Below are 22,999 nucleotides of genomic sequence, written 5' to 3' on the forward strand. Positions count from 1 at the left end.
AAAGAGCAATTGAGACTTCTTAAAAAAGGAGTTGTGGATTTAGTTTCAGAAAAAGAATTGTTAGATAAGCTCTATAAGTCTTTTAAAGAAAATAAACCATTGAGAATTAAAACTGGTTTTGATCCTTCAAGACCGGATCTTCACATTGGGCATACGGTTCTGATCAATAAGATGAAGCAATTCCAAGATTTAGGTCACACCGTAATCTTTCTCATCGGTGATTTTACGGCGCGCATTGGTGATCCAACAGGAAAGAATGAAACGCGTCCAGCACTCACAGAAGCTGAAGTGATCGAAAATTCTAAAACTTATGCAGATCAAGTATTTAAAATCTTAGATCCTAAAAAAACAGAAATTGCTTACAATGGAACTTGGTTCAATAAATTCAGTGCCATTGACTTTATCAAGCTCTCTGGTCAGTACACCGTTTCGAGAATGATCGAAAGAGATGATTTCAGTAAACGGTTTAAAGAGCATAAACCGATTTCTATTCACGAATTTTTATATCCCCTGGTTCAGGGTTACGATTCAGTGGCATTGAAATCCGATGTGGAATTGGGTGGAACAGATCAGCGCTTTAACTTGTTGGTTGGTCGTGAAATTCAAAAAGCCTACGGTGTTGAGCAACAATGCATTATGACGACCCCAATCTTAGAAGGTTTGGATGGTGTTAAAAAAATGTCTAAGAGTTATGACAACTACATCGGAGTGGATGAAAATCCAAAAGATATGTTTGGAAAAACTCTCAGAATTTCTGACGAGTTGATGTTTAAGTATTACGAACTTTTAACGGATTTAACCGTGGATCAAATTGAAGCACTAAAAGCAGATATGAAGTCTGGAAAAATTCATCCAAAAAAAGTCAAAGTTGATTTAGCAAAAACTTTGGTAACAAGATTCCATTCAAAAGAAGCTGCCGATAGCGCTGAAAAAGATTTTGAAACTGTATTTGTAAACAAAGGTCTTCCGTCTGACATTCCGGAATTCAAAATTAAGTCGGGTGAATCTTTAGGTATTTGTCAGTTCATGACAAATGTTGGGCTTACAGCTTCAAATAGTGAAGCAAGAAGACTTATTGAAGGTAAAGCCGTTGAATTTGACGGTGCAAAGAAAATTGATCCAAAAGAAATGGTAGCATTGAAGGCCGGTGTAAAGATGACTGTAAAAGCAGGAAAACATAAATTTCTAAAAGTTGTCGTGGAATAAAGACATTAAAAAGTAAGGTAATAATATTATGAAAGTTAAATTCATGCCTATAGATAAAGAGTTTGAAATCAAGCCGAATCAATCGGTTTTAGATCTGGCTCACGAAAATGGAGTGCATATTCAATCGGTGTGCAAAGGTGTGCCATCTTGTGCGGAATGCAGAATTCAAATCATGGAAGGTGAGCACAATGTATTTCCTCCAGGGAAAAAAGAAGAAAGTTTGATCGGAACTGCACATTTTGTTGATAGAAGTCGCTTGTCTTGTCAGTTAAAATGCTTTGGGGATTTAGTGATAGATCTCAAGCAGCAGATTGAAAAAGAGAACAACGCCAAAAGACCTAGAGGAAAATTTTCGAAAGACCCATCTAAGTCCAATGCCGTGCAAGGCTCTATCTTACTGGAAGACCCGAAAGCTAAACCAAAGGTCAGTCAGGAAGATTATAATTTAAGAAAAGCTGAAAAAGTATTTCTAGAAGAAGAATTAAGATTAGAATTAGAGAGAATCAAAAAACGCAAAGAAACACCAAAGAGTACAGCTGACGAGGATGCGGATGATGAAAAGAATAGAAATTCTTAGCCACGCGATTCAATACAAAGAGATTGGATCAGGATCAACTGTCATTCTGGTGCATGGTTATGGTGGAACTATTTACGATTGGGATGAGGTTGCGGCTCTCTTGGCTAAAAATTACCACGTAGTGATTCCGAATCTTTCAAGTATATATATGGATCCTTTGAGAGCAGTTTCTTTTTCTCAACAGGTTACCGTGTTCAGGGAATTTATAAATCTCTTCAAAAAATCAGCGAAAGATACAATCTACATCGCTGGTGGAAGTTACGGAGCCGCTATTTGTTACGGAGTTGCCATTGAAGAATCCAATCTTGTGGATAGAGTTGCACTTCTCAACCCCATGCCTCCGCACCCGAGAGATCTTTTAAAAAATTCTGCGATGAAGCTCTTAATGGAAGCATCAAAACTTCCCGCTGCGGTTGTCTTGTTATTGAAATCTCCCGCGGGTCGACTTGGAATGAAGTACATTCAAAGAATTTTCAACGTTCCTTGGATCAAAAGTAATGCTCAAAAAAATAGATTAGAAAAAATCACGACGAGAAAAGCAAAATTAATTGCCCACGTTTTGAATCGCTTCACTTGGATCAATGAGGTTGAAGATTGGGAACAATGGGAAAAACGTTTGGGTTATCTGAAGACTCCAGTGCATATCATTTGGGGTGATAAAGATAATTTATTTATTTCTGGAACATATGAGCGCTTATCCGAAAAATTTCCAAGTTGCGAAATTACCAAGGTCGAAGGTGGAAAACACGTTCTTATGAAAGAGCGTCCAGAAGAAATTTCAAGAATCTTAATCAAATTTTTCTCTTCTCATGAGAAAGCATTAAAAATTGTCTATGATAATCAAGAAGCGAATTGATGAATAAGGAAACGGCACCTATCGCTAAACCTTTCTTAAGAGGCCACTTTCACCAAGCGGCCTTTTTTTATGCTTTCGGGGCATGGACGGTTTTACTCACGAAAACAAATGATTCTGCCGAAGTGATTGCAGTTTTATTGTATGGCCTGGGGTTGCTGGGTCTTTTGGGAATTAGTTCTCTTTATCACAGAATCCATTGGCAGCCGAGTGCGCGCACTTGGATGAGAAGGCTGGATCATTCTGCAATTTTTCTATTGATCGCGGGAACCTTTGCTCCCATTTGTTTATTAGGGATGAATGAAGAGTCAGGTCATAAGCTCTTAACTATTGCATTTGGGTTGGGTGCTCTCGGAATTGTTCAATCTGTATTCTGGATCCATGCACCCAAGTGGTTATCTGCAATTTTATATGTGGCTATGGGCTGGCTTGCAGCTCCTTATATTGGAGAATTCAAAGCCTCGCTGGGTTTAGTGAATGTGGTTTTATTGTTGGTGGGCGGTGTGATTTATACACTGGGAGCTGTGATATATGCGCTTAAAAAACCCAATCCTTATCCGAGAGTGTTTGGATACCATGAAATCTTCCATATTTTGGTCATAATTGCGGCTATTCTGCATTTCATTGTGGTGGCTAGCCTTGTAAAATAATAGAACTGAGCGTAACTTTAAAGATCATTTATGGCATACAATAAAAATCAAAAATTAGAACGACTTCAAAAGAAAGTTTCAAAGATTACAGAAATTGATAATAGTTTTTCAGGTTGGAGAACTTTACTTTTTATATTTGCTTTTGTTCTGTGGTGTTTTGTCGGGATAGATATGTTTCCAAAAATATTTCTACCCGTAGCTAGTGCAGTTTCCTTAGCCTTTATCGTTACAATTTCTTTTCATAGAAAAGTTAGAAAAAATCTATATTTATTTAAAAGTAGACTGAATGTAGAGGAAAGACAGAAGGCCATTACTGATTTGGATTGGGAAAAGATTCCTTACACAGATTTCAGATCCATTAATTTAAATATTCCTTATCTCACAGATCTCAATATCATCGGGGAATTTTCAATCGTGAAACTTCTTAATCGAACAACGTCGATCTCAGGATTTAAAAGGTTGATTGAGTTATTCTTAAGTAATGACGTTATCAATGCCGAAATTAAAAGACGTAAAGATCTCGTGAATGAACTTAAGAGTTTAAAAATATTTAGATACGCGTTCCTGAGTCATATGGGAGTAAATCCAAAACCGATCGATGCCCAAAAGATCTCGACCCTTTTGAAGGAATCTCTTTCGAGCGTTCAGTCTTTTGCATATTTTATTCCCATGCTATTTATTCAAATTGCATTTCTCACAAGTTTTGTAATGGCGATGATTGGAAGAGGAAATAAAACACTTTTGATTGCGACTTTTATTCTTGTTGTGATTGAAAACACGAGACTCCGAAAGAAGGTGAAGACCGGCGAAGCTTACGGTTGGTCTGTATCAGCCTCTCACTACCTAGATAGTTTTAGATTGGCAGTACAAATATTAGAAAAATTCAACGGCATTAAAAAACCAGAACTTTCCAAGATATTGGCGGTCTTTGCTCCAGAGAATTCTGTTTCATCAAGAATTAAAAAATTAGAGCAGGTGAGCGGAGCTCTCGGTGTAAGGCAAAATTTTATCGTACATGGAATCGTTCATCTGTTTACACCTTGGGATATTCTATGGACCTATCGATTAGACAAAATCAGGCAGCAAATTAAAAATGATCTTCCAATTTGGGAAAAAGCTCTTTCAGAAATCGAAGCTTTTTTATCTCTCGCAATGTATGCCGAAGCCAACCTTGATTTTTGCGATGCGCACGTAACGACAGGAAGTATTTTAATTGACGCAAAAAATCTTAGACATCCTCTCATTCCCAAGGATCGAGCGGTAGGAAATCCCATTGTCATTAACGACACTGAAAAATGCATTCTTATCACAGGCTCAAATATGTCCGGCAAAAGTACATTCATGCGTTCCATCGGGGTGAATTACTTATTGGCAAAAGTAGGCGCTCCGGTGGCTGCGGAATCTTTTAATTTTGATAATGAGCCTTTGTATACCTCACTCAGCGGAGGAGATTCGTTGCAAGAAGGTCTTTCTTCTTTCTATGCCGAAGTGAAACGTCTAAAAGATATTTTAGAAGCAACAAAGAGCAAGAAGTCAGTACTCTTTCTTATCGATGAGATCTTTAGAGGAACAAACAACCGCGAAAGACTCACAGGAAGCCAAGCCTATATCAAAGAAATTGTTTCTATTGGCGGAAAAGGTGTAGTGACTTCGCATGATCTAGAGCTTGCACAGTTGGAACAACTCAATATTGGAATCGCAAACTATCATTTCAGAGAAACTATCAAAGATTCCGAAATGTCATTCTCCTACGAAAAACAAAAAGGACCATGTCCTACAACCAACGCACTTCAAGTGATGAAGCTGAACGGTTTGCCTGTGAGTCTCTAATAATTATTTTTTGGATCAATATTGAGAGCGCAATGTATTTGCATCTTCGATAACTCGAGTTTCCAACCATTTCATTGCTTCTTGCATTTTTTCTGGTTTATCTAAGAGATATTTATATTCTTCACCAAATCGTCCCTCTTTAAGTGCCTCAGGAGTACTTGCAGTATAAAATTCTACTGCTATAGGATTTTTAAAATCGTGCTCAACGCCAATAGGATATGATCTAGATTGTTCATGCAAAAAAGCAAAAAATAAAATTCTAACAGCATCTCTAAGAGCAGGATCTTTGATCTCGTGATATTCTTTTATTCGGGCTTGCAGTAATGCATTAGTTCTGGTTTTGAGCAGGATCATTTGCTCAATTTTTTTTGCCTTGAATTCTTCAAATAATAATTTATCGAAATATTTTTGCGTATAAGTATGGATTCTGTCATGCCTCAAAAAAGAAACAGCATCTCCATGTTGTCCATCGTAGTGTGCTACTTCCGATTGGCTAATACCTAAATAAGTTATCCCGTTTTCTCTATCTTTAAATAAATCCTCTAAAGTCAGAACTCCTTCTTTAAAGATATTTTTGTATTGAAAGTTGAATTGTAAATTGTCAGGTATTGTTATCTCTGGAGCAATAGTGATGTACTCAAAGCCAGATAATAGAGTTGTTTTGCCAAAGCGTGGCTCAAGAGCTTTTTTATTTTTCTCTAAAAATTTATCTAACGGAAACTTGCTCAGATCGTGTCCGTGATGCAATTCCTGATATCTTTTATGAAAACCTTTATTAGTGAAGCGACCCATGTAATTAAATCCACCTGCTGCACGCCCAACACTATCGCCAACTGTTATGCCGTGATCTATTAACACTACAGATCTATTAAAAAAGTCGTACACCTGATCTTGATTGGATGCGGAGTTTTTAATTATTTGTTCACCCAATGCCAATGTTTCATTTAGCTCCGGTAAAACTTGGGAATAAATTTGTGCTTTGTAATCTTCTTTATTTCGGGCATGACGGACGAGTCTTTTTAGCGCGCTAATCGTTTTTCTTACTGTAGGTAAGCTCTCAGGAGTGGCAATAATTGAATTGGGGTTTGCTAGATATATTGCTGAAGGAGCATCTCCAAAAAGCTGCGCACAGGTCAGGGCGTGAGACGGCACTGAATGTAAAGAACATAGACACAGTAGTAGTATTAAAAGCTTTATATTTAACATGAACACTCCTCACAAAAGATAAAGCAATAGGAGTGCCATGTTACTGATTAGTGAATATTTTCTGTTCTATCTGAACCCTCAACTTTAACCAATTTATTGTAAAGTCCCATAATCAAAAATGCAGGTGCCCATTGGCCTACAAAATTGGCCCAGCCTTTTTTCTCTTGCATTAAAGCTAGGGTCGCAGACAAAGCCATTGAACCGATTGCTAAACCTAAATAAACTCCAGAGGGAATTTTTGCGGTTTGCGTTTCGATAGCTTTGGTGAAGGTGCCTTCTTCATAAGCTTGGTCTGATGTTGAAGAAAAAGTTTTGGAATTTTTGTTATCAGAAATCTTGTTAGCCGAGGTTTTGTTGTCGTTTTGCATTTGCATAATTATCTCCTTTAAAAGTTACAAGAGACTAATGCATGGAATATACCAGCATAAGTGACTGTTAAACTCATTCTCACAAGAGATTTTATGAATCGCGCCCCAAGCTTGAGACAAAATGGCTTTTATTTACAGTAATTGCACTATTTTGCCAGTCGTGATCCAAGCGGAAGTTCTTCCACCGGTCTGTGCAAATTCTTCACGAGGCATAATTTTGCCTCGGTTTGAGGCAAAATAACTGGATATGTTAGCGATCATCGCTTAAAAACCTCTTCATGTTACAAAATACATCGGACGAACAGGTCCAACTTAAAATATGGCTGCAGACGGAGTTCACGAGAAGATGTCGAGTGAACAGCCGATATTCTATCAGAGCATTTGCAAAGCAACTCGATATCAATCAATCGACACTCACTCAAATTCTAAACGGCAAACGTAAAGTCTCAAAAAAATTCATTGAGGGTTTAGAAAAGAAGATCGGTGTAAAGTTCCACTTTCAAGGAAATGGTCAAAACGATCTTGATTTCAAATATTCTGTTTTAAGTGTAGATGCTTTTACTGTGATTTCGGATTGGTATCACTACGCCATCCTAGAGTTCACTGCCGTTAAGGGTTTTAAATCTGATGCAAAGTGGATTTCAAAAAAATTAGGAATTACTGTATCTGAAGCCAATATGGCCATTGACCGTATGCTGAGGCTTGGGATGATTCTCGAAAAGAACGGCAAAATTTCAAGATCCAAGCAATACATTGTTAATTACACTGAAGGTGTGACTTCAGGAGCGCACAAAGAATTTCAAAGACAATTGCTTTCAAAAGCTTTGTCTGCCATTGATAATTGCCCGCAGGACAAAAAAGACATTACATCCATGACAATGCCTGCAAATTCAAAAAAAATTAAAGAAGTAAAAGAAAAAATAAGAAAATTCAGGAGAGAAATCTGCGATTATTTGGAAGATGGAAATCATGATTCTGTCTATCAGATGTGCGTGCAGCTTTTTCCCTTAACAGACGAAATTTAATTAAAAAAGAGGTAAATATGAAAAAATTAATTTTAATTGTAGTGAGTATGTTTGCAATCCATGCCCAAGCGAACCTTGGCGCTGATGGCGGCGGCGGTGGCGGAGTTTTTTGTCTGACCAAAGATAAATGTGTTACATTGGCAGAAGCGGGTTTAAGAATAAAACAAGATGTGGCTCCAAAGTCAGTGGCAGCTCCCCCTGCTAATTTTGAATTTGTAATCACTCAAGATGTTCTTAATGAGGTCGATGCTATTCTTAAAACAATAAATAAAAATTCAAAGTATAGATTCAAGGTAGGCCTTGCAAATCTAGATTTAGACACAGGCTTAGATTCTGAAATGAATAAACGATATAAGGTTGTAGAAGCTTATGATGGTGTTAAATATAAAAGAATTATTTCTGATTATAATAAAATCTTAAAAGAAGAAGGCTACGATCAATCATTTTCAATCGGGGCAGTTTCAGATAGAGATACTACTTATTTATTGCCGGATTATTTTAAGCTCAATTCTAGATCTAAAGCGTTATTGCTCATTCATGAAAATTTAGTTAGAGCTGTATTGAGTAGTACGCTTGAATATGCTATGGAGCCTGTTCAATTGAGGATATATGCTACTCGATTTGCATTAAAGCTTGATGGATATTTGTTGGATCTATTGAATGACAAAAATAAAAATAGCTATGCCCTAGCTCTATTAAAAGACACATTATTCGATGGACGTAGAACTCATCCAATTCACTTTTACTATATTGACAAATATGAAGCAGGAGTAAAAATAAAATTCGATGATAAACTGATGGAATATGTTTCTTCAAGTTATCGATCAGTCCACTTAGGAAATGAACAGGTCGCAAGAGTTGTCTATAATGCGGATCACGGTTTTTGGAATCATTTGGTTTTTGGTCAGGCTAAAGAAATTATGTTTGCACCAGCAGAAAATGCTAATATTAATTGGGGTCTACCTGAAGAAATAGATACGATCTCATACTGTGCAGATACTGCTGACGGCTGGTACTTTGTTGGATTTATAATGTTACAATGTAAATCCAATTTGCCATCCAAGACTTCACTCCTGCACATAAGTGTCGTTGAATAAGGTACGCCGTACCTTTTTGATACGCACAGCAACGCCGCCATGGTGTTGCTGTGTTTAATTTTTTGTTTTTTTCAGATTTTATTAATATTTCAAGATTGCAGAGCCCCAAGTGAAACCGGCACCGAAAGCTACCAGAGCTACGGTGTCGCCTCTTTTGATCTTACCTTGTTCGATGGCTTCATTCATGGTGAGGGGAATTGTTGCAGCCGTTGTATTTCCGTAACGGTCCAGAGTGTGATGAGTCTTTTCCCAAGGAATTTTTAGTTGCTCCAACACCATCGCATTGATTCTCATGTTGGCTTGATGAGCGATAACAAAATCAACGTCTTCAGTCTTCAAATTATTTTTATGCAACAGCTCAGTCATACTTTGAGTCATGCGTTCGATCGCATTTTTAAATACAACTTTACCTTCCATGTGTGGGTAAAATTCTTTGCCCGAAAAGTCCGTGATTTCTTTTAGGTCTATATTCGAAGCAGGTTCTTTGATACAAAGTATGCCGGCACCCGCTCCCTGAGAAGCAATGTGAATATCGATAACGCCAGTATTTTCTTTTGTCGCTTCGACGATACAAGCCCCAGCGCCATCACCGAAAAGCACTCCAACATCTCTTCCAGTTGGAGATTTGTCTAAGCGATTGGAATGAATCTCACTTCCGACAATCAAAACACGCTTGTACATTCCAGATTTGATCCAAGCATTGGCAATACTTAAGCTATATAAAAATGCCGAGCATTGATTTCTAATATCTAGTGCCGGAATATTATTCTTAAATCCTAATGACTGTTGCAGAAGACAACCGGTGCCGGGAAAAACATAATCTGATAAGAGAGCCCCAAAAATAATCGCGTCAATATCATCGGCTTTGAGATTGGCTTTTTTGAGAGCTTCTTCGCAAGCCTTTGTCGCCATAGATAAAGTTGTATCGACACCTTTTTCTACCCAACGACGTTCTTTGATTCCAGAGCGTTGTTGAATCCATTCGTCGGATGTTTCCATCATTTTTTCGAGATCTTTATTGGTAACAACTTTTGGTGGAACGTAGTGGCCGAAGGAAACGATACGAGTGTTCATATTACCTCTAAAGTCTAATTAAACTGCGAAAGATGATCCACATCCGCATGATTTTTTTGCATTTGGATTTGAGAATGAAAAACCTTTGCCGTTCAATCCACCTTCATAATCTAAAGTTGTACCTAAAAGATAAAGATAACTTTTAGAATCTATAACAACTTTAACTCCGTGCTCTTCAAACACTTTGTCGCCAGCTTGAATTTCTTTATCGAACTTCAATTTGTATGAAAGACCTGAGCATCCGCCGCCAATAATCTGAACTCGCAGAGTTGCTTCGGGGCTTGTTTCTTGGGACTTTAAGTGGCTTATTTGCTTTGCAGCTGTTTCGCTAATATGAATCATGATTTCAATATAGCAAAAGGAGGGGTGTTAGGGAAGTAACAGTTGTGTATTTTTTATGGGTTTTTTAGGTTTATCGAGGTTTTTTTACAGTTTTTCTCTGAGAATTCAATACTCTGTGGTAAATTGGCGACTCAGTTCAAATAAGTTCGTTCTTAGTAGGAAAATATGAAATCGATTTGCGCTTTTACGATTCTAACACTGGTAAGCATTTCAAGTTTTGCCTGCCCGGATATCCGTGGAATTTGGGTTTGTGGTCAGGATTCTTTTCCACAAAAAATTGATTTGGTTCAAAGTAACGGAGTCTATAATCTTGAATTAAGAGACAGCGTTGAGGAAGATGCTCCTGTGTCAGTCTCTTTAATCTTAGACAATAAAGATCATAAAATAGGTCATGGTAAATACAAAGCTTTTTGCCATGAGAACGAAGTTGTTGTTGAAGGTTCCGAGTATATGGATGAATTAAAAACTGAATCTATAGATGTAAAATTCCGTTATGTTCTTATGCAGCCAAATATTCTTCTTATGCATCTTTTAGAATCTAACGAACCTGTCTTTTTAAATTCAAAATCAGAACCAACGACTTGTAAAAGAGTTACCCTTTAAACTAAAAATATATAACAGAGAGGAAATTTATGAAAACAATTTATTCTTTTATCGCAATATCACTAATCAGTATTTCAAGTATGGCTTGCCCCAATTTCACAGGAGAATGGAATTGTAAATCTTCTCAAGGTGAAACTGTAAAAATGAATTTAAACTCAATTAATAGAGACGATTACAATATGTTAATGGTTGTGAGTGATGTTGGTACAAAAGTTCAAACAACTGAAGCTTTAACGCTAAATGTGGGTAAACAACAAAGTAAGGACTACTCGTATAGAGCCAATTGTAAAAGAGATTCTATAGTTATAGATTTTGAAACTGCTCTCGGTCCTGTAACTGTGGTTTACACTTCTTTGGGAAATAATGAAATGCTTATGAGCAGTTCAAATAAGAAAGTGTCTAATGATAAGGTTATGACTTGTAGTAAGTTCTATCTTTTAGATTAGTAGAAACTTCTCTGATTTTCCTAACTGTATATTGGGCCTCTTCTGCAGTGGTAGAACGCCCAATTCCGATTCGAATAGTAGACATGCATCTTTCATCAGACAATCCCAAAGCTTTCAATACATGACTTGGTTCTGTTGATCCTGTCGTACAGGCAGATCCAGTAGACAGAGCAAGAGTCTTTAAATCCATCAGTAATTGCGAATTTGAAATGCCTTCGAGGGTAAGGCTAATGTTATTTGGTAAGCGATTCACAGGGTGACCATTCAATTGTGCAAAGGGAATCTTTAAGAGTTCTAAAATCATTTCGTCTCTGATTTTTTGAATTTTTTCATTATTTATTTTCAATTCTTGGGTTGCAATTTCCGCAGCTTTTCCCAGTCCTACAATTGCAGGAACATTGAGTGTACCAGGGCGTAATCCTTTTTCTTGTCCACCGCCAAATGTGATCGGGGAGAGTCGGACACGTTTTGGCATTTGTCTTACAAACAAAGATCCAACTCCTTTGGGTCCATAAATTTTATGGCCTGATATACTCATAAGATCAATATTCATTTTCTGCACGTCAATAGCAACTTGGCCAAACGCCTGAGCTGCATCTGTGTGGAATGTGATTCCTTGGCCAGTTAAAAATGTTCCGATTTCTTGGATGGGATTCAGGGTTCCTATTTCATTATTTCCAAAGATAATGCTGACTAAAGCTGTATGAGGTTTAAGTTCGGCTTTAATTTGATCGAGAGAAATTTTTCCGTAAAGATCGCATTTTAAATATGTGACCTCGATATTCTTATTGTATTTTTCGGCGTGTTTTAAAACGTCGATAACGGCCTTGTGTTCTGTCGTCGTGGAGATGATATGAATGGGCTCACCCCCAAAATCATTCTCTCGGAGGCAGCTAATAACGCCATTAATAGCTAGATTGTTGGACTCTGTCGCACCACTTGTGAAAAAGATTTCTTTAGGTAAGCAGTTGATGGCTGTGGCGATCTGTTTTCTGGCTGTCTCTACACCCAAGTCTCCATCCCAACCGTAGCTATGAGTTTTCGAGGATGCATTTCCAAATTTTTCCAAAAAATAAGGTTTCATAGCTTCGAAAACTCGCTCCTCCATGGGCGTAGTCGAATTGTAATCGAGATAAATTGGTTTTCGAGCAGCAGGTTTAGGTATCATCTACAAACAAGCCTAGCACAATTTGACTTTAAATCAATCTCACAATAGATTGCGCCTCATAGCTAATTATGACCTCGCTAATTCGATCTCTAAAGATCTAAAGGGAAGCATTTAAGTGGAAAAGAAATACGGAACAATTGCAATCGAAAACAATACGCTAGAGTCTTTTGATAATAGAACAATGGATCGTCGTTACAAGATAGAATTCACTTGTCCAGAGTTCACATGTTTATGCCCACGCAGTGGTTTTCCTGATTTTGCGACAATTTATATCAGCTATGTTCCAGATAAAAAATGTGTAGAATTAAAATCTTTAAAACTCTATATCAATAGCTTTAGAAATGAGAACGTTTTTCACGAAGACGTTACAAACAACATCATGAGTGACATGGTGAAGCTTTTAGATCCTTGGGAAATCAAAGTGGTTGGGGACTTTACCGTGCGTGGAAATATCCACACTGTAGTTACGGCGTATCACTCTAAAGAAGAAAACCGAGACAAGAAAATCCTCAGTTACTAAACTGTAAGTTTTTACTGTAAAAAGAAATCTTCTCGATCAACTGAGTTTTGTTCATCGGCTTTGTGATATAGTCATTGAAACCATTCTTTACAGCTCTTTCTTTTTCTTCCTTCATGGCATGAGCAGACATTGCAATGATTGGCTTTTTAAATCCACTCTCTCGAAGTTTTTGAGTGGCTTCAAAGCCATCGAGTTCAGGCATAGAGATATCCATAAGTACCAAATCAAAATTTCCATGAAGTGCTTTCTCAAGACCTTCCTTGCCGTTGTTCGCGATTTCTATATTTGCTTCTGCATATTTTAAATATTTAGAAACCAGAGCTTGTATATCTAAAGAATCCTCAACAACTAAAATATTCAGATCTTTCAGCGTAGGTTGCAATTTTTTAGCTTGGTAGGTGCTCTGGTGTATGATGATTGTGTTTTGTTCAGTTTCGCCGGGAACTATTGAGATCTCAAAAGTGCTACCTTTTCCAGGTTCGCTATGCAGCAAGGTCAAATCACCTCCAAGGAACTGTGCTAATTTTTTAGAGAGTACAAGTCCTAGTCCCGTTCCGCCATACTTTCTCGTGGTAGAGGTATCTGCCTGACTGAAGGGTTTGAAAAGTTTTTCTTTTTGATCATCAGTAATACCGATTCCTGTATCTTGAACTTGGAAAATAATTTTTGGTCTTCTAGAGTTTTCAATTTCTTCACACCGAACACTCACTTTGATGTGTCCGCTGTTAGTGAATTTAATCGCATTTCCAATCACATTATAAAGAATTTGTCTCAATCGCAATTGATCAGTTTTGATAATGTTTGGAACAGACGTATTGGCAGAGATTAGTAGGTCCAATCCTTTTTCTTTGGCCTTGATTGACATGCTGTCAGCCATATCGTTAAGAAACTTAATGGTTTCGGTTTCTTTGATTTCAAGATCAAGTTTATTGGCTTCAATTTTTGAAAGGTCAAGAATATCGTTCACAAGTTCTGTGAGTAAATCTGAATTCTTTTTAATTCGAAGGAGTGCATTTTGACGTTCGCTTTCATTTTGTGCGGAATCTATAGCAAGGTCCGTAAATCCAGCGATAATTCCTAGTGGAGTTCTAATCTCATGGCTCATGTTTGCTAAGAATTGAGTTTTTGCTTTGTTGGCATTTTCGATTGCTTCTTCAGCCTTTTTTCTTTCACTCATATCGAACGCGAATGCCATGCCTGAATAATGGCCGTCTTCGGTTTCATAGCTAACGGCACCAATCATAGTTGGACGTCTTGCGCCATCTTTACTGATGTATTCTTTTTCACATTGAAAATTAAAAGGAGAGTATCTTAGTTGGTTTAAAGCTATGTAACTGTCTTTTTGATACTCAGGAGCAATATGCTGGAACAAATCCAATCCCTTGCGCTCAAACTCTTCTCTAGAAATTCCAATGATATTTAAGAAAGCGTCATTGCTTTCAGTTACTTTTCCATCAAGTTCAAAGAACACCACGCCAATCATATTGGCATCCACGAATTTTCTAAACTTGGACTCGCTGATTCTCAGATCTTCTAAAGCCATTTTGTAATCATGAATGTCTGTGCAAGTGCCGAACCATTTAACGATTTCGTCTCGTGAGTTACGGAGAGGTTTTGCGCTGACCAATTGCCATCGGAACTCACTCGAAGTAGTACGAACTCGATATTCGATAGAATATTCGTCACCGGTTTTTAAGGCATTGATCCATGCAATCTTTGCGGCCTCCACATCATCAGGATGAATGGCATTGGTCCACCCCCAGCCCATGGATTCTTCGGAGTTCATTCCTGTGACTTCACGCCATCTTGGATTTGAATAAACATAACCTCCATCAGCAGTAGTAATCCAAACCATTTGCGGAATATTTTCAGATAAGAGTCGGAATTGATTTTCACTTTCTTTGAGGGACTCTGTGAGCTGATGTCTCTTTTGTACTTCTTTTCTAAAGAAATGAAATGCTAAAGCGATAACGAAAATATCCAAGATTGTAAGTAGGTAGAGTGACCAAATTAAAAATCGGAATTGCTCTTGAGCAACCTCTTTCCTATGATCTAAATTGTATTGTTCGTTTCTAACCAAATTCGAAGCGAGGACACGAATCTCATCCATTTCTTCTTTGCCGAGATCTTTTGAAGTAGCTGTAACAGGAGGAGTGATGGAGGTTGCGGCCTCAACTTTAGAGGAATCAATTTTACTATCGAGTTTTGTGACTTTTTCTTTGATCATGCTTGCGAGATATTCAAGATCCTGTTGAATATAGCTTCGCTCACGAGATAGGTCTTTTAATTTTTCTAGTGAGATTAGAATTTCATCTTTAGCATTATTGTAGGATTTTAAATACTCCTCTTTCTTGGAGATAATGTAACCTCTTTGGTTGGTTTCGACGTCCTTGGTGAGAGAAAGAAGATGTTCAATATGCTGAATAAAGTCATAAGTTTTTCTTACAGACAATTCATTTTTTTGAAGAGAATTAATATTGTTTTGGAAAATAGGAATATTCACCATGAGAATAAAAGTCACAAGCACAAATGCAAACTTGATGTTCTTGATGAAACTATCTGAAATAGTAAAATTGGTCTTTTTCAAAAAATCCTCTTTTAAAGATTAAAAATTTTTTTAATTATTTTTAATCTCACAAGTATATTGTTCGCATAAATTAAACAATATTTGTGAGAACTGCAACTTTATTGATTTGACATTTAGAAAATGCTAAAAAGCATGTAATAAATTGTAATCATTGGATTTTTTACTGTCGAAAAAGAAGAAAAATCAGCTTAAGTGTGCGCATTACTTAACATTCGAGGGGAGCGTTTCAAAAATAAATTTCACGAGTGTCATGGATTTGTACACTTTCAATGTGCGATTTGAATTAAATTATTCTCAGGCCTTCCGAGAGTTCAACCGCATTTTGTGGAAGAGAATTTGTCTTCTGTGCTCTTTGGCAGTCACTGCAGATACCATAAAGTTCGAGAATATGATGAGTCATTTCATAACCTAATTTTTTTGCGATAGAAATCTGTAGATCTTCAATTTCATCACTTTCGAATTCATTAATTTTTCCACATGACGTACATGTGATGTGATCATGATGTTCTTTGCTGGCCCATTCATATCTTGCGGGAAGTCCCTGCATCCGAACTTCTGATAAAACTTTGTGGTCGGTGAGGGTTCTTAAAAATCTATAAACCGTAGCAAAACCCACTTCAGGATTTTTTTCTCTTACGTTCTCAAAAACTTCTTGCGCCGTAACGTGATCCGCACCTATTAGGATTTGTTCCAATATCGCCATACGCTGGTCAGTGACTTTTACGCCAATGCTACGGATGATTTTCTTGAGTTGTTGTGGATCTTTAGGAGCCTCTTTTTTTTGAAAATTTATTTTTGTAGACATAGTTGAGAATAATTATCATTTCAAGTTAGCCGTGGCAATGAATTAATAATGATTCTCACTTGAGTCATTGGAATAGGAAGCACTGCAAATTTGAATATATTTATATATTTGAAAGTATTGAGTTTTTTCTGATAGTATAGCTCAACAAATAGGCCTCCCTAAACACGGCCCAGGATACACTAAGGATACAAACCTAAGGACACATATGCGAAAGAAAAGTACAAAAGACACGGCGGCACCCATACAAAACGCGCCGAAACCTAATCCTACACAAAACTTCCCTAAAGAAAAACATCATGAATCGGACCGACATAAGCCACTCGTATTTCAAAAAGTTGCAATCTTCGTAGATGCAGAAAATATTGAGATGAGCGGTCTAAAATACCACGAAGGTCGATCGGATTATAAAAAGATTTTAGGAAAAGTGGGTGATAGAGAGATTACGAGAATTCTATATTATAAACCCATCTACAAAGAAATCTCTGAGAGTTTTAGCACTTTTTGGTACTCTCTAGGCGGCGAAATTAGGCGTCCATCAAAAAATGCTGATAGTTTCTTGATTATCGATGCGGTGACATTGGCGGATAAAGTCGATGTTGCAATCATTCTTGGGGGCGACAAAGATTTCTTGCCACTCATGTGGTATCTAAAATCTCGAGGTTGTAGAGTTGAGATCTGGTCATGGCCAGAGAGCACTTCTCCTGAGGTGAAAGAAGCTTGTGATTTCTATTTCCCTCTCACTAGTGATTACGTGATCAAAAGTAAAGGCGGCGGAGAATAAATGAATTTCGACATTTTGCACATGAAGAATATTAAATCCACGGACAATACTGAACATTATATTGGGTTCAGAAAAATGCACGTGGAGACTTTTGGTGAAGAGTCGACTTTGAAAATGGAAGAAGAGCTTCCAAGAAAACGCAATTGTCATCTCTGGATAGCATATGACATTTCGCAACCTCCTGGTGAAAGAGTTCTAGGATTTAAATTGGGTTATGAGATGGAAGTTGATGAGTATTACAGTTGGCGTGGCAGCGTTAGCCCTAAATGCAGAAAGACAGGTATTGGTTCAGCACTTATGATCGCTCAGCACGATTGGTGTAAAGAAATGGGTTACAAAAGAATTCAAACTAGAACTCGCAATCAATGGAAGGATATGCTGATTCTAAATCTAAAGCACGGATTCAATATATCAGGTACGATCTTAGACGAGAACAATCGAACAAAAATCATTCTTGAAAAAGATCTTTAAAGCACCTTTAGAGTTATTCAGATTAAATTCGATGAATTTTTTGTTCATCTTTGTGAAGAGGAGAAGGCGCTGGCATTCTGCCCATCGTGATATTGGGCTGGGCCCTCACGTCACGATTACTGAATGTCCAGCACTCTCTCGTATCATCTATAAACACCACCCAGTAAAGGTCATGCTCGGTGCCGTAATCAATGAGGAACATCGCTTGACCTGAACCTTTGGGTGTTTCTAGAGGAATACTAGGATTCAATTGAATCATAAGTACCAACTATCTATTGAAAGAATTTTTTTTGTTATCTTTCATATGCTCGATTTTATCTCCAGCATTGTAGATAGCTTTACCTAGCTTTTCAGCTCCGGCTTTGATCACTTTTTCTCCAAGTCTTTCGATTGAATCTCCGACTTTGTGAGAAATAGAATCATCTTTAACATCCTTTTTATTGAACTTATCTGTGTTTGTATAAGGATTGCTGTTGAATTGATTAGATTGTTTATTTTCCATTTTGGACTCCTTTGTTTCGTTCTATTCTAAGCATTACAAATAGCGTTCCAGGCAGAGATTGATTTAATTGTATTTCGGACAAAAATCTTATCTGTTTTGAGACTTATTTCCCTCTATCGGGGCTTGATTGCACTTACAGAATAGTGGTATGACTAGCTCACCAAACCGGGGGGGATGGCTATGAAACTCAGTCTTTTGACTTTGACTCTATTGTTTTCAAACTTCATTTTTGCTCAAGAAAAAATTGATCCAGAAAAATATTTTGAGAATGTTTCTGCTTTGGAAAGATCGCAATATATCGAAATTGCAGAAACTGTGAATCCAAAAATTAAGCCTTTGTCGACAAGCGATGTTCTTGCAGAACTCAGCGAAACTTGTGGTTACGAATACAAAAGAGATTCAAATGGCATACCTGTTCTTCCGACAGTGGAATGCAATTATCTACCGGCAAAAGCAGATAATCCTCTAGATGGTATGACTCCAAAATTCAATTGTGCTTTTAATAAAGATTCGGATAAGAAACCAGAGGGAAAACTAAAAAAATATAAAGTGAAGTATTCATTAAAAAATGTGGATCAAAAAGAAATTCCTCAAGCTGTATTGACGGCATCTCTGATGAGGCTCCTAGGGTTTTATGCAGACACTTACTGTCCGGCGATTGTAGTTTGCAAAGGTTGCAGTCCTGATCCATGGTCACACAAATCTCAAGCACCAATTCTAGCAGACTCCGTAGTGCAGTTTAAAAACGCAGTTGTAGAGCACAAGGTGAAAGGTGAGAAAATCACAGTGACAAGAACTCCTCAGCATCCCAAGCCTTTGGGTTTTGAATGGAAAGAGCTCACGCGCACAACTAAAAATTTAAATCCCGACGAGAAAAGAGCACTTCTGATCGAGCGTGAAGCTCTAATGATGTTCAATAACTTTGTTTATCACACGGATGCAGACCCACATAACAATCGTCTTGTTTGCAGGGAATGGGTAGATAATGGCACTGCCCTCAGATGCACAGACGTTGCAGCGTTTACTCATGATGTAGGTGATAGCTTTAAGAAAATGGATTTTGGCTTTTTTGAAGATTACAAACCACTTTCTAGCGGTGGAGGATTTTTAGGAGGCACAGCTTGCCAAGGTGGCTTGGATAAAGGTGAGGGCGCAATTGTTGATGCCGTCTACAGCGATGAATCCAGAAATGAATTTTTAAGACGTTTTGATCTTGTGAGTGATCAACAGCTTTCAGACTTATTGGAACTTGCCCAGGTTCGCAAAATGGGCGTAGAGCCACAGAGATGGATCAATGCTTTCCGAAAAAATGCCAATTCAATGAGATCAGTGAAGTGTCCCTCTTTTGATTCAGGGAAAAGTGTGCTCGGTGGGAGAATATAAATTACGTAACCCAAGTGGTGATTGTTGTAATGAGTTGATTTCTGTCTATGGGTTTTCCAATGTGGTCGTTAAATCCACTCTGTAAGCAGCGTTCGCGATCACCTTTCATAATATGGGCTGTCAGTGCAATGATCGGTTTTTGAAAGTCTTGGCTTCTTAATTCAGCTGTGGCTTCAAAGCCATCTTTTTTGGGCATTTGGAGATCCATAAGAACAATATCACAATTTGATGCCAGCGCAGCCGAAACACCTTCGGTGCCATCACTCGCGCACACGACACTGGCTCCTGCAGACTTAAGAATTTGACTGATGAGAATGCGATTATCTGACGAGTCTTCCACCAAGAGAACTTTAACTGAATTCAGTGGATGATTCTTACCGCCCTCTTTTTGAGTGTACTTCGTTACGACATCCATTATTTTTTTATGATGGAAATCAAATGGAAGATATTCTTGATCGGATAAAATTTTGTTAGAAATTGTTAATACAAATGTGCTTCCTTGATTTGGATGACTTTGTGTAAGAACAAAATCACCTCCAAGTGCACGAGCAAGTTTTTGAGAGACAACGAGACCGAGTCCTGTTCCGCCATATTTTCTAGTCATAGAGTTGTCTGCTTGAGTAAATCTTTTGAAAAGTTTTTTTTGTTGTTCTGCGGTTATTCCGATTCCAGAATCTATCACTGCAAATTCAAGTTGTGATTTATCTGGATGAAATTTAATTCGGAGTTCAATTTGACCATGGTCTGTAAATTTAATGGCGTTTCCAATAGCATTCAATAAAATTTGCCTCAATCTTGTCGGATCTGAACCGATATTTTCAGGAAGAATACTGTCGTAAATAATGTTAAGACTAAGCCCTTTTTCTTGTGCTCTAAGATTTAAAGGAGTGATGATGTCTTCTATGAATTCAACCAGCGGAAACATTCTATTCTCAATTTCAAGGCGGTCTGATTCAATTTTAGAAAGATCTAGAATTTCGCTAATTACGTGAGTGAGTTGATGTCCATTCTTTATGATGGTTTTGATAAAATCATCTTTTTCGTTTTCAGAAATTTTAGGATTCAATACCAGCTCTGCAAATCCTATCATGACACCAAGGGGAGTACGCATTTCGTGACTCATGTTTGCAAGAAATTGACTTTTTGCTATATTGGCTTGGGCTTGCTGAGCAGCTTCTTTGCGCATCGTGGACATTTCTAGTTGGTTGGATACGCGTGCGATGAGTTCTCTCGCAGAGAAAGGCTTAATGAGATAGTCATCTACTCCGCGTTCAATTCCTTCGATTTTTGCGTCTTCACCAGTTCTTGCCGAAATAAAAATAATGGGAGTGGTTTGTAGGGTTTCATCACCTCGAATGGCTTTCAGAAGTCCAAAGCCATCCAGGACCGGCATCATAACATCGGTGAGAATAAGATCAGGAGTATGAGTTTTTGAAAGCTTTAGAGCTTCTTCACCATTAGAAGCTACAAACACTTCCCAGTTTTTACCTGATTCGATTAAAAGGCGATGGATATAATCTCGCATATCTAAATTGTCATCGGAGAAAACGATTCGATAAATTGGTCCATCTTTCTGTGTTGATATTGTGGAATTTGGATCTACGCTCGACTTTGCAGACCAATGCAAAGATTCTTCGATAAATCCATGGGAGTGTATGCTTGGATTTAAATCTTTCTCTTGAGCAACTCTTTCTGTAGGTAAATGTGCCGATCCATACGGGATATGGATACTGAAAGTGGTTCCTTCTCCCGGGTTACTTTGAACAGAAATATTACCGCCATGTAATTTTACGAGTTCATGAACAAGTGCCAGTCCAATCCCTGAACCTTCGTGGGTTCTGGACTTAGCATTTTCTACGCGATAGAAGCGTTCAAAAATATTTGATAGATCTTTGTCTGAAATCCCGATTCCAGTATCAGACACTTGAAGCGATACTCCTGTATGATTGTTGAGTATACGTATTGATATGTGACCTTCAAAGGTAAACTTTAAAGCATTTGAAATTAGATTTAAAACAATTTTTTCCCAGAGATCTGGATCAACAAAAACTTCTTTGGTGATTTTGTCACAATGCACTTTTAATTTTAACCCTGCTTGTTCTACAGCAGATTCAAAAGAGTTTGTGATTTCAGCTGTGAATTTTGCAATATCGATTTTTTTATAGTTGGCTTGCATGCGCCCAGCTTCAATACGAGAAAAGTCTAAGAGAGAGTTGACTAGTTTTTGGAGTCGAAGAGCATTTCGATGGATCAATTGTAGTTTCTGGGATGAGAGTTTATCGTTGGGATCACGGATGATTTCTTCAAGAGGTCCCAGAAGCAAAGTGAGCGGAGTTCTAAATTCGTGGCTCACGTTGCTAAAAAACTTTGTTTTTGTGCGATCAATTTCTGCCAGAGTTTCGGCACGTTTTTTTTCTATATCTAGAGTATATACATTGGAAATATGATTTGTGATTTGCTTGCAAACCAAGCTGAAGAAACCCTGGTAAAGTTCATCGAATGTGAGGCGAGGACTAATTCCTAAAACGAGAAATCCTGCAGAAGCTTTTAATCCTGGAAGTTCTATCGGAAGAACGTATGCAGAATCAGGTCTCTCATCATGAGGCACGCTTGGTAAATCTTCAAAAAAGCGGGAGCGAAGTCCGTTTACTTTATCAGGTTGTCTGGTTTGATTGATGTCGTAAAAAGACCAGCCATTTTTTGATAAGAGATCTATCCTTTTAGGAGCGAGGTGAGAATTTTCTTTGATGCCAAATGCATCGATGAGGTTTGCCGTTTTTCCATCTGGGCTTGTTAGATAAATTAAAGCAAAGGGAATATCTTTTGAGTTTGCGCTGAGTACGCTTGTTACAAGCTGCCCCATTTGTGCAATGTCTTTTACTTGGTGGGCTCCAAGATCTCGTAGAGTCTTAAGCCTTCGTTCTGCCAACACGCGTTCGGTGGTTTCTTGGCAGGGATTTATTATACCGCCAACAGCACCGCTCTCATCCCGGATCGGACTGTAAGAAAAGGTAAAATATGTTTCCTCCAAAAAACCTTTACGAGTCATATAAAGAGGCATGCTCTCTGCCCACGTTGCTTGGCCAGATTCAAGAACGCTTTCTGTTAAGGGGCGAAGATCTTCCCATATCTCTGACCACTGCTCACGTGCTCGTTTACCGAAGTATGTTGGATGTTTTAATCCAAGAAAAGGAATGTAAGCGTCATTATAAAAAACAGTAAGCTCTTTTCCCCACCAAACGAACATTGGAAATTTTGAGCCAAAACAAATACTCAGAGATGTTTTTAAACTCTGCGGCCAACTTTCAAAGGCACCAATGGCAGTCTTACTCCAGTCGATGGATCGGATGAGTTCTCCTGCATCCCCAGCATTTTTTGTCATCTTAAGAAGTTCGTCGGAGAGAAAATTCTTTTTCATGGCTTTTCTTTACCCCTTATGCGGCACTACCTATACATTATTACATAAAAAACTATCTTATATATAAGAGAAGGGTCTGTTAAGTAT

23 protein-coding genes are annotated in these 22,999 nt (G+C 37.9%); 13 read left to right on the top strand and 10 right to left on the bottom strand.

The window, feature by feature from the left end; genetic code table 11:
• The 5 genes from tyrS to V4596_14430 form a co-directional block, all read left to right on the top strand.
• The coding region (gene tyrS, locus V4596_14410) for a tyrosine--tRNA ligase (GenBank protein MES2770332.1) at positions 1-1,206 on the top strand (1,206 nt) is incomplete at its 5' end.
• 28 nt (positions 1,207-1,234) lie between these two features.
• Positions 1,235-1,783 (top strand): 2Fe-2S iron-sulfur cluster-binding protein, encoded by a 549-nt coding sequence (locus V4596_14415; GenBank protein ID MES2770333.1) that lies wholly within the window; start codon positions 1,235-1,237, stop codon positions 1,781-1,783.
• A complete protein-coding gene (locus V4596_14420) occupies positions 1,761-2,639 on the top strand; it encodes an alpha/beta hydrolase (GenBank protein MES2770334.1) in 879 nt (292 codons plus the stop codon). The genes V4596_14415 and V4596_14420 overlap by 23 nt, the downstream gene beginning before the upstream one ends.
• The gene (locus V4596_14425; protein ID MES2770335.1) at positions 2,639-3,286 is read left to right on the top strand and encodes a hemolysin III family protein; all 648 of its coding nucleotides are present in this window, start codon (positions 2,639-2,641) and stop codon (positions 3,284-3,286) included. Before V4596_14420 ends, V4596_14425 begins: the two co-directional genes overlap by 1 nt.
• A gap of 30 nt (positions 3,287-3,316) precedes the next feature.
• The gene (locus tag V4596_14430) at positions 3,317-5,116 is read left to right on the top strand and encodes a hypothetical protein (protein MES2770336.1); all 1,800 of its coding nucleotides are present in this window, start codon (positions 3,317-3,319) and stop codon (positions 5,114-5,116) included.
• Between the two features lie 15 nt (positions 5,117-5,131).
• Here the strand turns inward: V4596_14430 and V4596_14435 are convergent, their stop codons facing one another.
• Together V4596_14435 and V4596_14440 are read right to left on the bottom strand one after the other, a co-directional pair.
• Positions 5,132-6,322: a hypothetical protein gene (locus tag V4596_14435; GenBank protein ID MES2770337.1), complete on the bottom strand. Its 1,191-nt coding sequence runs from the start codon at positions 6,320-6,322 to the stop codon at positions 5,132-5,134.
• A 47-nt stretch (positions 6,323-6,369) separates the two neighbouring features.
• Positions 6,370-6,696 carry a hypothetical protein gene (locus V4596_14440; GenBank protein ID MES2770338.1) on the bottom strand — a complete coding sequence of 109 codons (327 nt, stop codon included), beginning with the start codon at positions 6,694-6,696 and terminating at the stop codon, positions 6,370-6,372.
• Between the two features lie 272 nt (positions 6,697-6,968).
• Here V4596_14440 and V4596_14445 point away from each other — a divergent pair, with 272 nt between their 5' ends.
• Entirely contained in the window at positions 6,969-7,715 is a 747-nt protein-coding gene (locus tag V4596_14445; GenBank protein MES2770339.1) for a TIGR02147 family protein, read from the top strand.
• A 17-nt stretch (positions 7,716-7,732) separates the two neighbouring features.
• Positions 7,733-8,812, top strand: coding sequence for a hypothetical protein (locus V4596_14450; protein MES2770340.1), 1,080 nt, complete (start codon positions 7,733-7,735; stop codon positions 8,810-8,812).
• Positions 8,813-8,893: 81 nt separating this feature from the next.
• On the opposite strand, the gene V4596_14455 is transcribed toward V4596_14450, so the two are convergent.
• Both V4596_14455 and erpA read right to left on the bottom strand, forming a co-directional pair.
• On the bottom strand, positions 8,894-9,886 hold the full coding sequence (locus tag V4596_14455) for a beta-ketoacyl-ACP synthase III (GenBank protein MES2770341.1): 993 nt from the start codon (positions 9,884-9,886) through the stop codon (positions 8,894-8,896).
• A gap of 18 nt (positions 9,887-9,904) precedes the next feature.
• A complete protein-coding gene (gene erpA, locus V4596_14460) occupies positions 9,905-10,228 on the bottom strand; it encodes an iron-sulfur cluster insertion protein ErpA (GenBank protein ID MES2770342.1) in 324 nt (107 codons plus the stop codon).
• Between the two features lie 165 nt (positions 10,229-10,393).
• On the opposite strand from erpA, the gene V4596_14465 reads away from it, so the two are divergent.
• Together V4596_14465 and V4596_14470 are read left to right on the top strand one after the other, a co-directional pair.
• Entirely contained in the window at positions 10,394-10,831 is a 438-nt protein-coding gene (locus tag V4596_14465) for a hypothetical protein (GenBank protein ID MES2770343.1), read from the top strand.
• Positions 10,832-10,860: 29 nt separating this feature from the next.
• Positions 10,861-11,277, top strand: coding sequence for a hypothetical protein (locus V4596_14470; protein MES2770344.1), 417 nt, complete (start codon positions 10,861-10,863; stop codon positions 11,275-11,277).
• Here V4596_14470 and V4596_14475 read toward each other — a convergent pair.
• Complete coding sequence (locus tag V4596_14475; GenBank protein ID MES2770345.1) at positions 11,243-12,445, bottom strand: cysteine desulfurase family protein; 1,203 nt, start codon at positions 12,443-12,445, stop codon at positions 11,243-11,245. The genes V4596_14470 and V4596_14475 overlap by 35 nt on opposite strands.
• 115 nt (positions 12,446-12,560) lie before the next feature.
• On the opposite strand from V4596_14475, the gene queF reads away from it, so the two are divergent.
• Positions 12,561-12,965 carry a preQ(1) synthase gene (gene queF, locus V4596_14480; protein ID MES2770346.1) on the top strand — a complete coding sequence of 135 codons (405 nt, stop codon included), beginning with the start codon at positions 12,561-12,563 and terminating at the stop codon, positions 12,963-12,965.
• Here queF and V4596_14485 read toward each other — a convergent pair.
• Both V4596_14485 and V4596_14490 read right to left on the bottom strand, forming a co-directional pair.
• On the bottom strand, positions 12,955-15,552 hold the full coding sequence (locus V4596_14485) for a PAS domain S-box protein (protein ID MES2770347.1): 2,598 nt from the start codon (positions 15,550-15,552) through the stop codon (positions 12,955-12,957). The genes queF and V4596_14485 overlap by 11 nt on opposite strands.
• A 283-nt stretch (positions 15,553-15,835) precedes the next feature.
• Positions 15,836-16,357: a Fur family transcriptional regulator gene (locus tag V4596_14490; GenBank protein MES2770348.1), complete on the bottom strand. Its 522-nt coding sequence runs from the start codon at positions 16,355-16,357 to the stop codon at positions 15,836-15,838.
• Between the two features lie 205 nt (positions 16,358-16,562).
• Here V4596_14490 and V4596_14495 point away from each other — a divergent pair, with 205 nt between their 5' ends.
• Together V4596_14495 and V4596_14500 are read left to right on the top strand one after the other, a co-directional pair.
• Positions 16,563-17,138, top strand: a complete 576-nt coding sequence (locus V4596_14495; GenBank protein MES2770349.1) for an NYN domain-containing protein — start codon at positions 16,563-16,565, stop codon at positions 17,136-17,138.
• Positions 17,139-17,609: a GNAT family N-acetyltransferase gene (locus V4596_14500; GenBank protein MES2770350.1), complete on the top strand. Its 471-nt coding sequence runs from the start codon at positions 17,139-17,141 to the stop codon at positions 17,607-17,609.
• Between the two features lie 22 nt (positions 17,610-17,631).
• Here the strand turns inward: V4596_14500 and V4596_14505 are convergent, their stop codons facing one another.
• On the bottom strand, positions 17,632-17,868 hold the full coding sequence (locus V4596_14505; protein ID MES2770351.1) for a hypothetical protein: 237 nt from the start codon (positions 17,866-17,868) through the stop codon (positions 17,632-17,634).
• A gap of 9 nt (positions 17,869-17,877) precedes the next feature.
• Positions 17,878-18,111 carry a hypothetical protein gene (locus V4596_14510; protein MES2770352.1) on the bottom strand — a complete coding sequence of 78 codons (234 nt, stop codon included), beginning with the start codon at positions 18,109-18,111 and terminating at the stop codon, positions 17,878-17,880.
• Between the two features lie 180 nt (positions 18,112-18,291).
• On the opposite strand from V4596_14510, the gene V4596_14515 reads away from it, so the two are divergent.
• Positions 18,292-19,494, top strand: coding sequence for a hypothetical protein (locus V4596_14515; GenBank protein MES2770353.1), 1,203 nt, complete (start codon positions 18,292-18,294; stop codon positions 19,492-19,494).
• A gap of 1 nt (position 19,495) precedes the next feature.
• Here the strand turns inward: V4596_14515 and V4596_14520 are convergent, their stop codons facing one another.
• Entirely contained in the window at positions 19,496-22,912 is a 3,417-nt protein-coding gene (locus V4596_14520) for an ATP-binding protein (protein MES2770354.1), read from the bottom strand.
• Positions 22,913-22,999: the final 87 nt, after the last annotated feature.

Source organism: Bdellovibrionota bacterium (assembly GCA_040386775.1).
In the GTDB taxonomy this organism is placed as follows: Bacteria; Bdellovibrionota; Bdellovibrionia; order Bdellovibrionales; family JAEYZS01; genus JAEYZS01.

Excerpts from the sequence above, each read along its gene's own strand:
- V4596_14415 (MES2770333.1), top strand. The coding sequence starts at position 1,235 with ATGAAAGTTAAATTCATGCCTATAGATAAAGAGTTTGAAATCAAGCCG.
- V4596_14420 (MES2770334.1), top strand. The coding sequence starts at position 1,761 with ATGAAAAGAATAGAAATTCTTAGCCACGCGATTCAATACAAAGAGATT.
- V4596_14425 (MES2770335.1), top strand. The coding sequence starts at position 2,639 with ATGAATAAGGAAACGGCACCTATCGCTAAACCTTTCTTAAGAGGCCAC.
- V4596_14430 (MES2770336.1), top strand. The coding sequence starts at position 3,317 with ATGGCATACAATAAAAATCAAAAATTAGAACGACTTCAAAAGAAAGTT.
- V4596_14435 (MES2770337.1), bottom strand. The coding sequence starts at position 6,322 with ATGTTAAATATAAAGCTTTTAATACTACTACTGTGTCTATGTTCTTTA.
- V4596_14440 (MES2770338.1), bottom strand. The coding sequence starts at position 6,696 with ATGCAAATGCAAAACGACAACAAAACCTCGGCTAACAAGATTTCTGAT.
- V4596_14445 (MES2770339.1), top strand. The coding sequence starts at position 6,969 with ATGTTACAAAATACATCGGACGAACAGGTCCAACTTAAAATATGGCTG.
- V4596_14450 (MES2770340.1), top strand. The coding sequence starts at position 7,733 with ATGAAAAAATTAATTTTAATTGTAGTGAGTATGTTTGCAATCCATGCC.
- V4596_14455 (MES2770341.1), bottom strand. The coding sequence starts at position 9,886 with ATGAACACTCGTATCGTTTCCTTCGGCCACTACGTTCCACCAAAAGTT.
- erpA (MES2770342.1), bottom strand. The coding sequence starts at position 10,228 with ATGATTCATATTAGCGAAACAGCTGCAAAGCAAATAAGCCACTTAAAG.
- V4596_14465 (MES2770343.1), top strand. The coding sequence starts at position 10,394 with ATGAAATCGATTTGCGCTTTTACGATTCTAACACTGGTAAGCATTTCA.
- V4596_14470 (MES2770344.1), top strand. The coding sequence starts at position 10,861 with ATGAAAACAATTTATTCTTTTATCGCAATATCACTAATCAGTATTTCA.
- V4596_14475 (MES2770345.1), bottom strand. The coding sequence starts at position 12,445 with ATGATACCTAAACCTGCTGCTCGAAAACCAATTTATCTCGATTACAAT.
- V4596_14490 (MES2770348.1), bottom strand. The coding sequence starts at position 16,357 with ATGTCTACAAAAATAAATTTTCAAAAAAAAGAGGCTCCTAAAGATCCA.
- V4596_14495 (MES2770349.1), top strand. The coding sequence starts at position 16,563 with ATGCGAAAGAAAAGTACAAAAGACACGGCGGCACCCATACAAAACGCG.
- V4596_14500 (MES2770350.1), top strand. The coding sequence starts at position 17,139 with ATGAATTTCGACATTTTGCACATGAAGAATATTAAATCCACGGACAAT.
- V4596_14505 (MES2770351.1), bottom strand. The coding sequence starts at position 17,868 with ATGATTCAATTGAATCCTAGTATTCCTCTAGAAACACCCAAAGGTTCA.
- V4596_14510 (MES2770352.1), bottom strand. The coding sequence starts at position 18,111 with ATGGAAAATAAACAATCTAATCAATTCAACAGCAATCCTTATACAAAC.
- V4596_14515 (MES2770353.1), top strand. The coding sequence starts at position 18,292 with ATGAAACTCAGTCTTTTGACTTTGACTCTATTGTTTTCAAACTTCATT.
- V4596_14520 (MES2770354.1), bottom strand. The coding sequence starts at position 22,912 with ATGAAAAAGAATTTTCTCTCCGACGAACTTCTTAAGATGACAAAAAAT.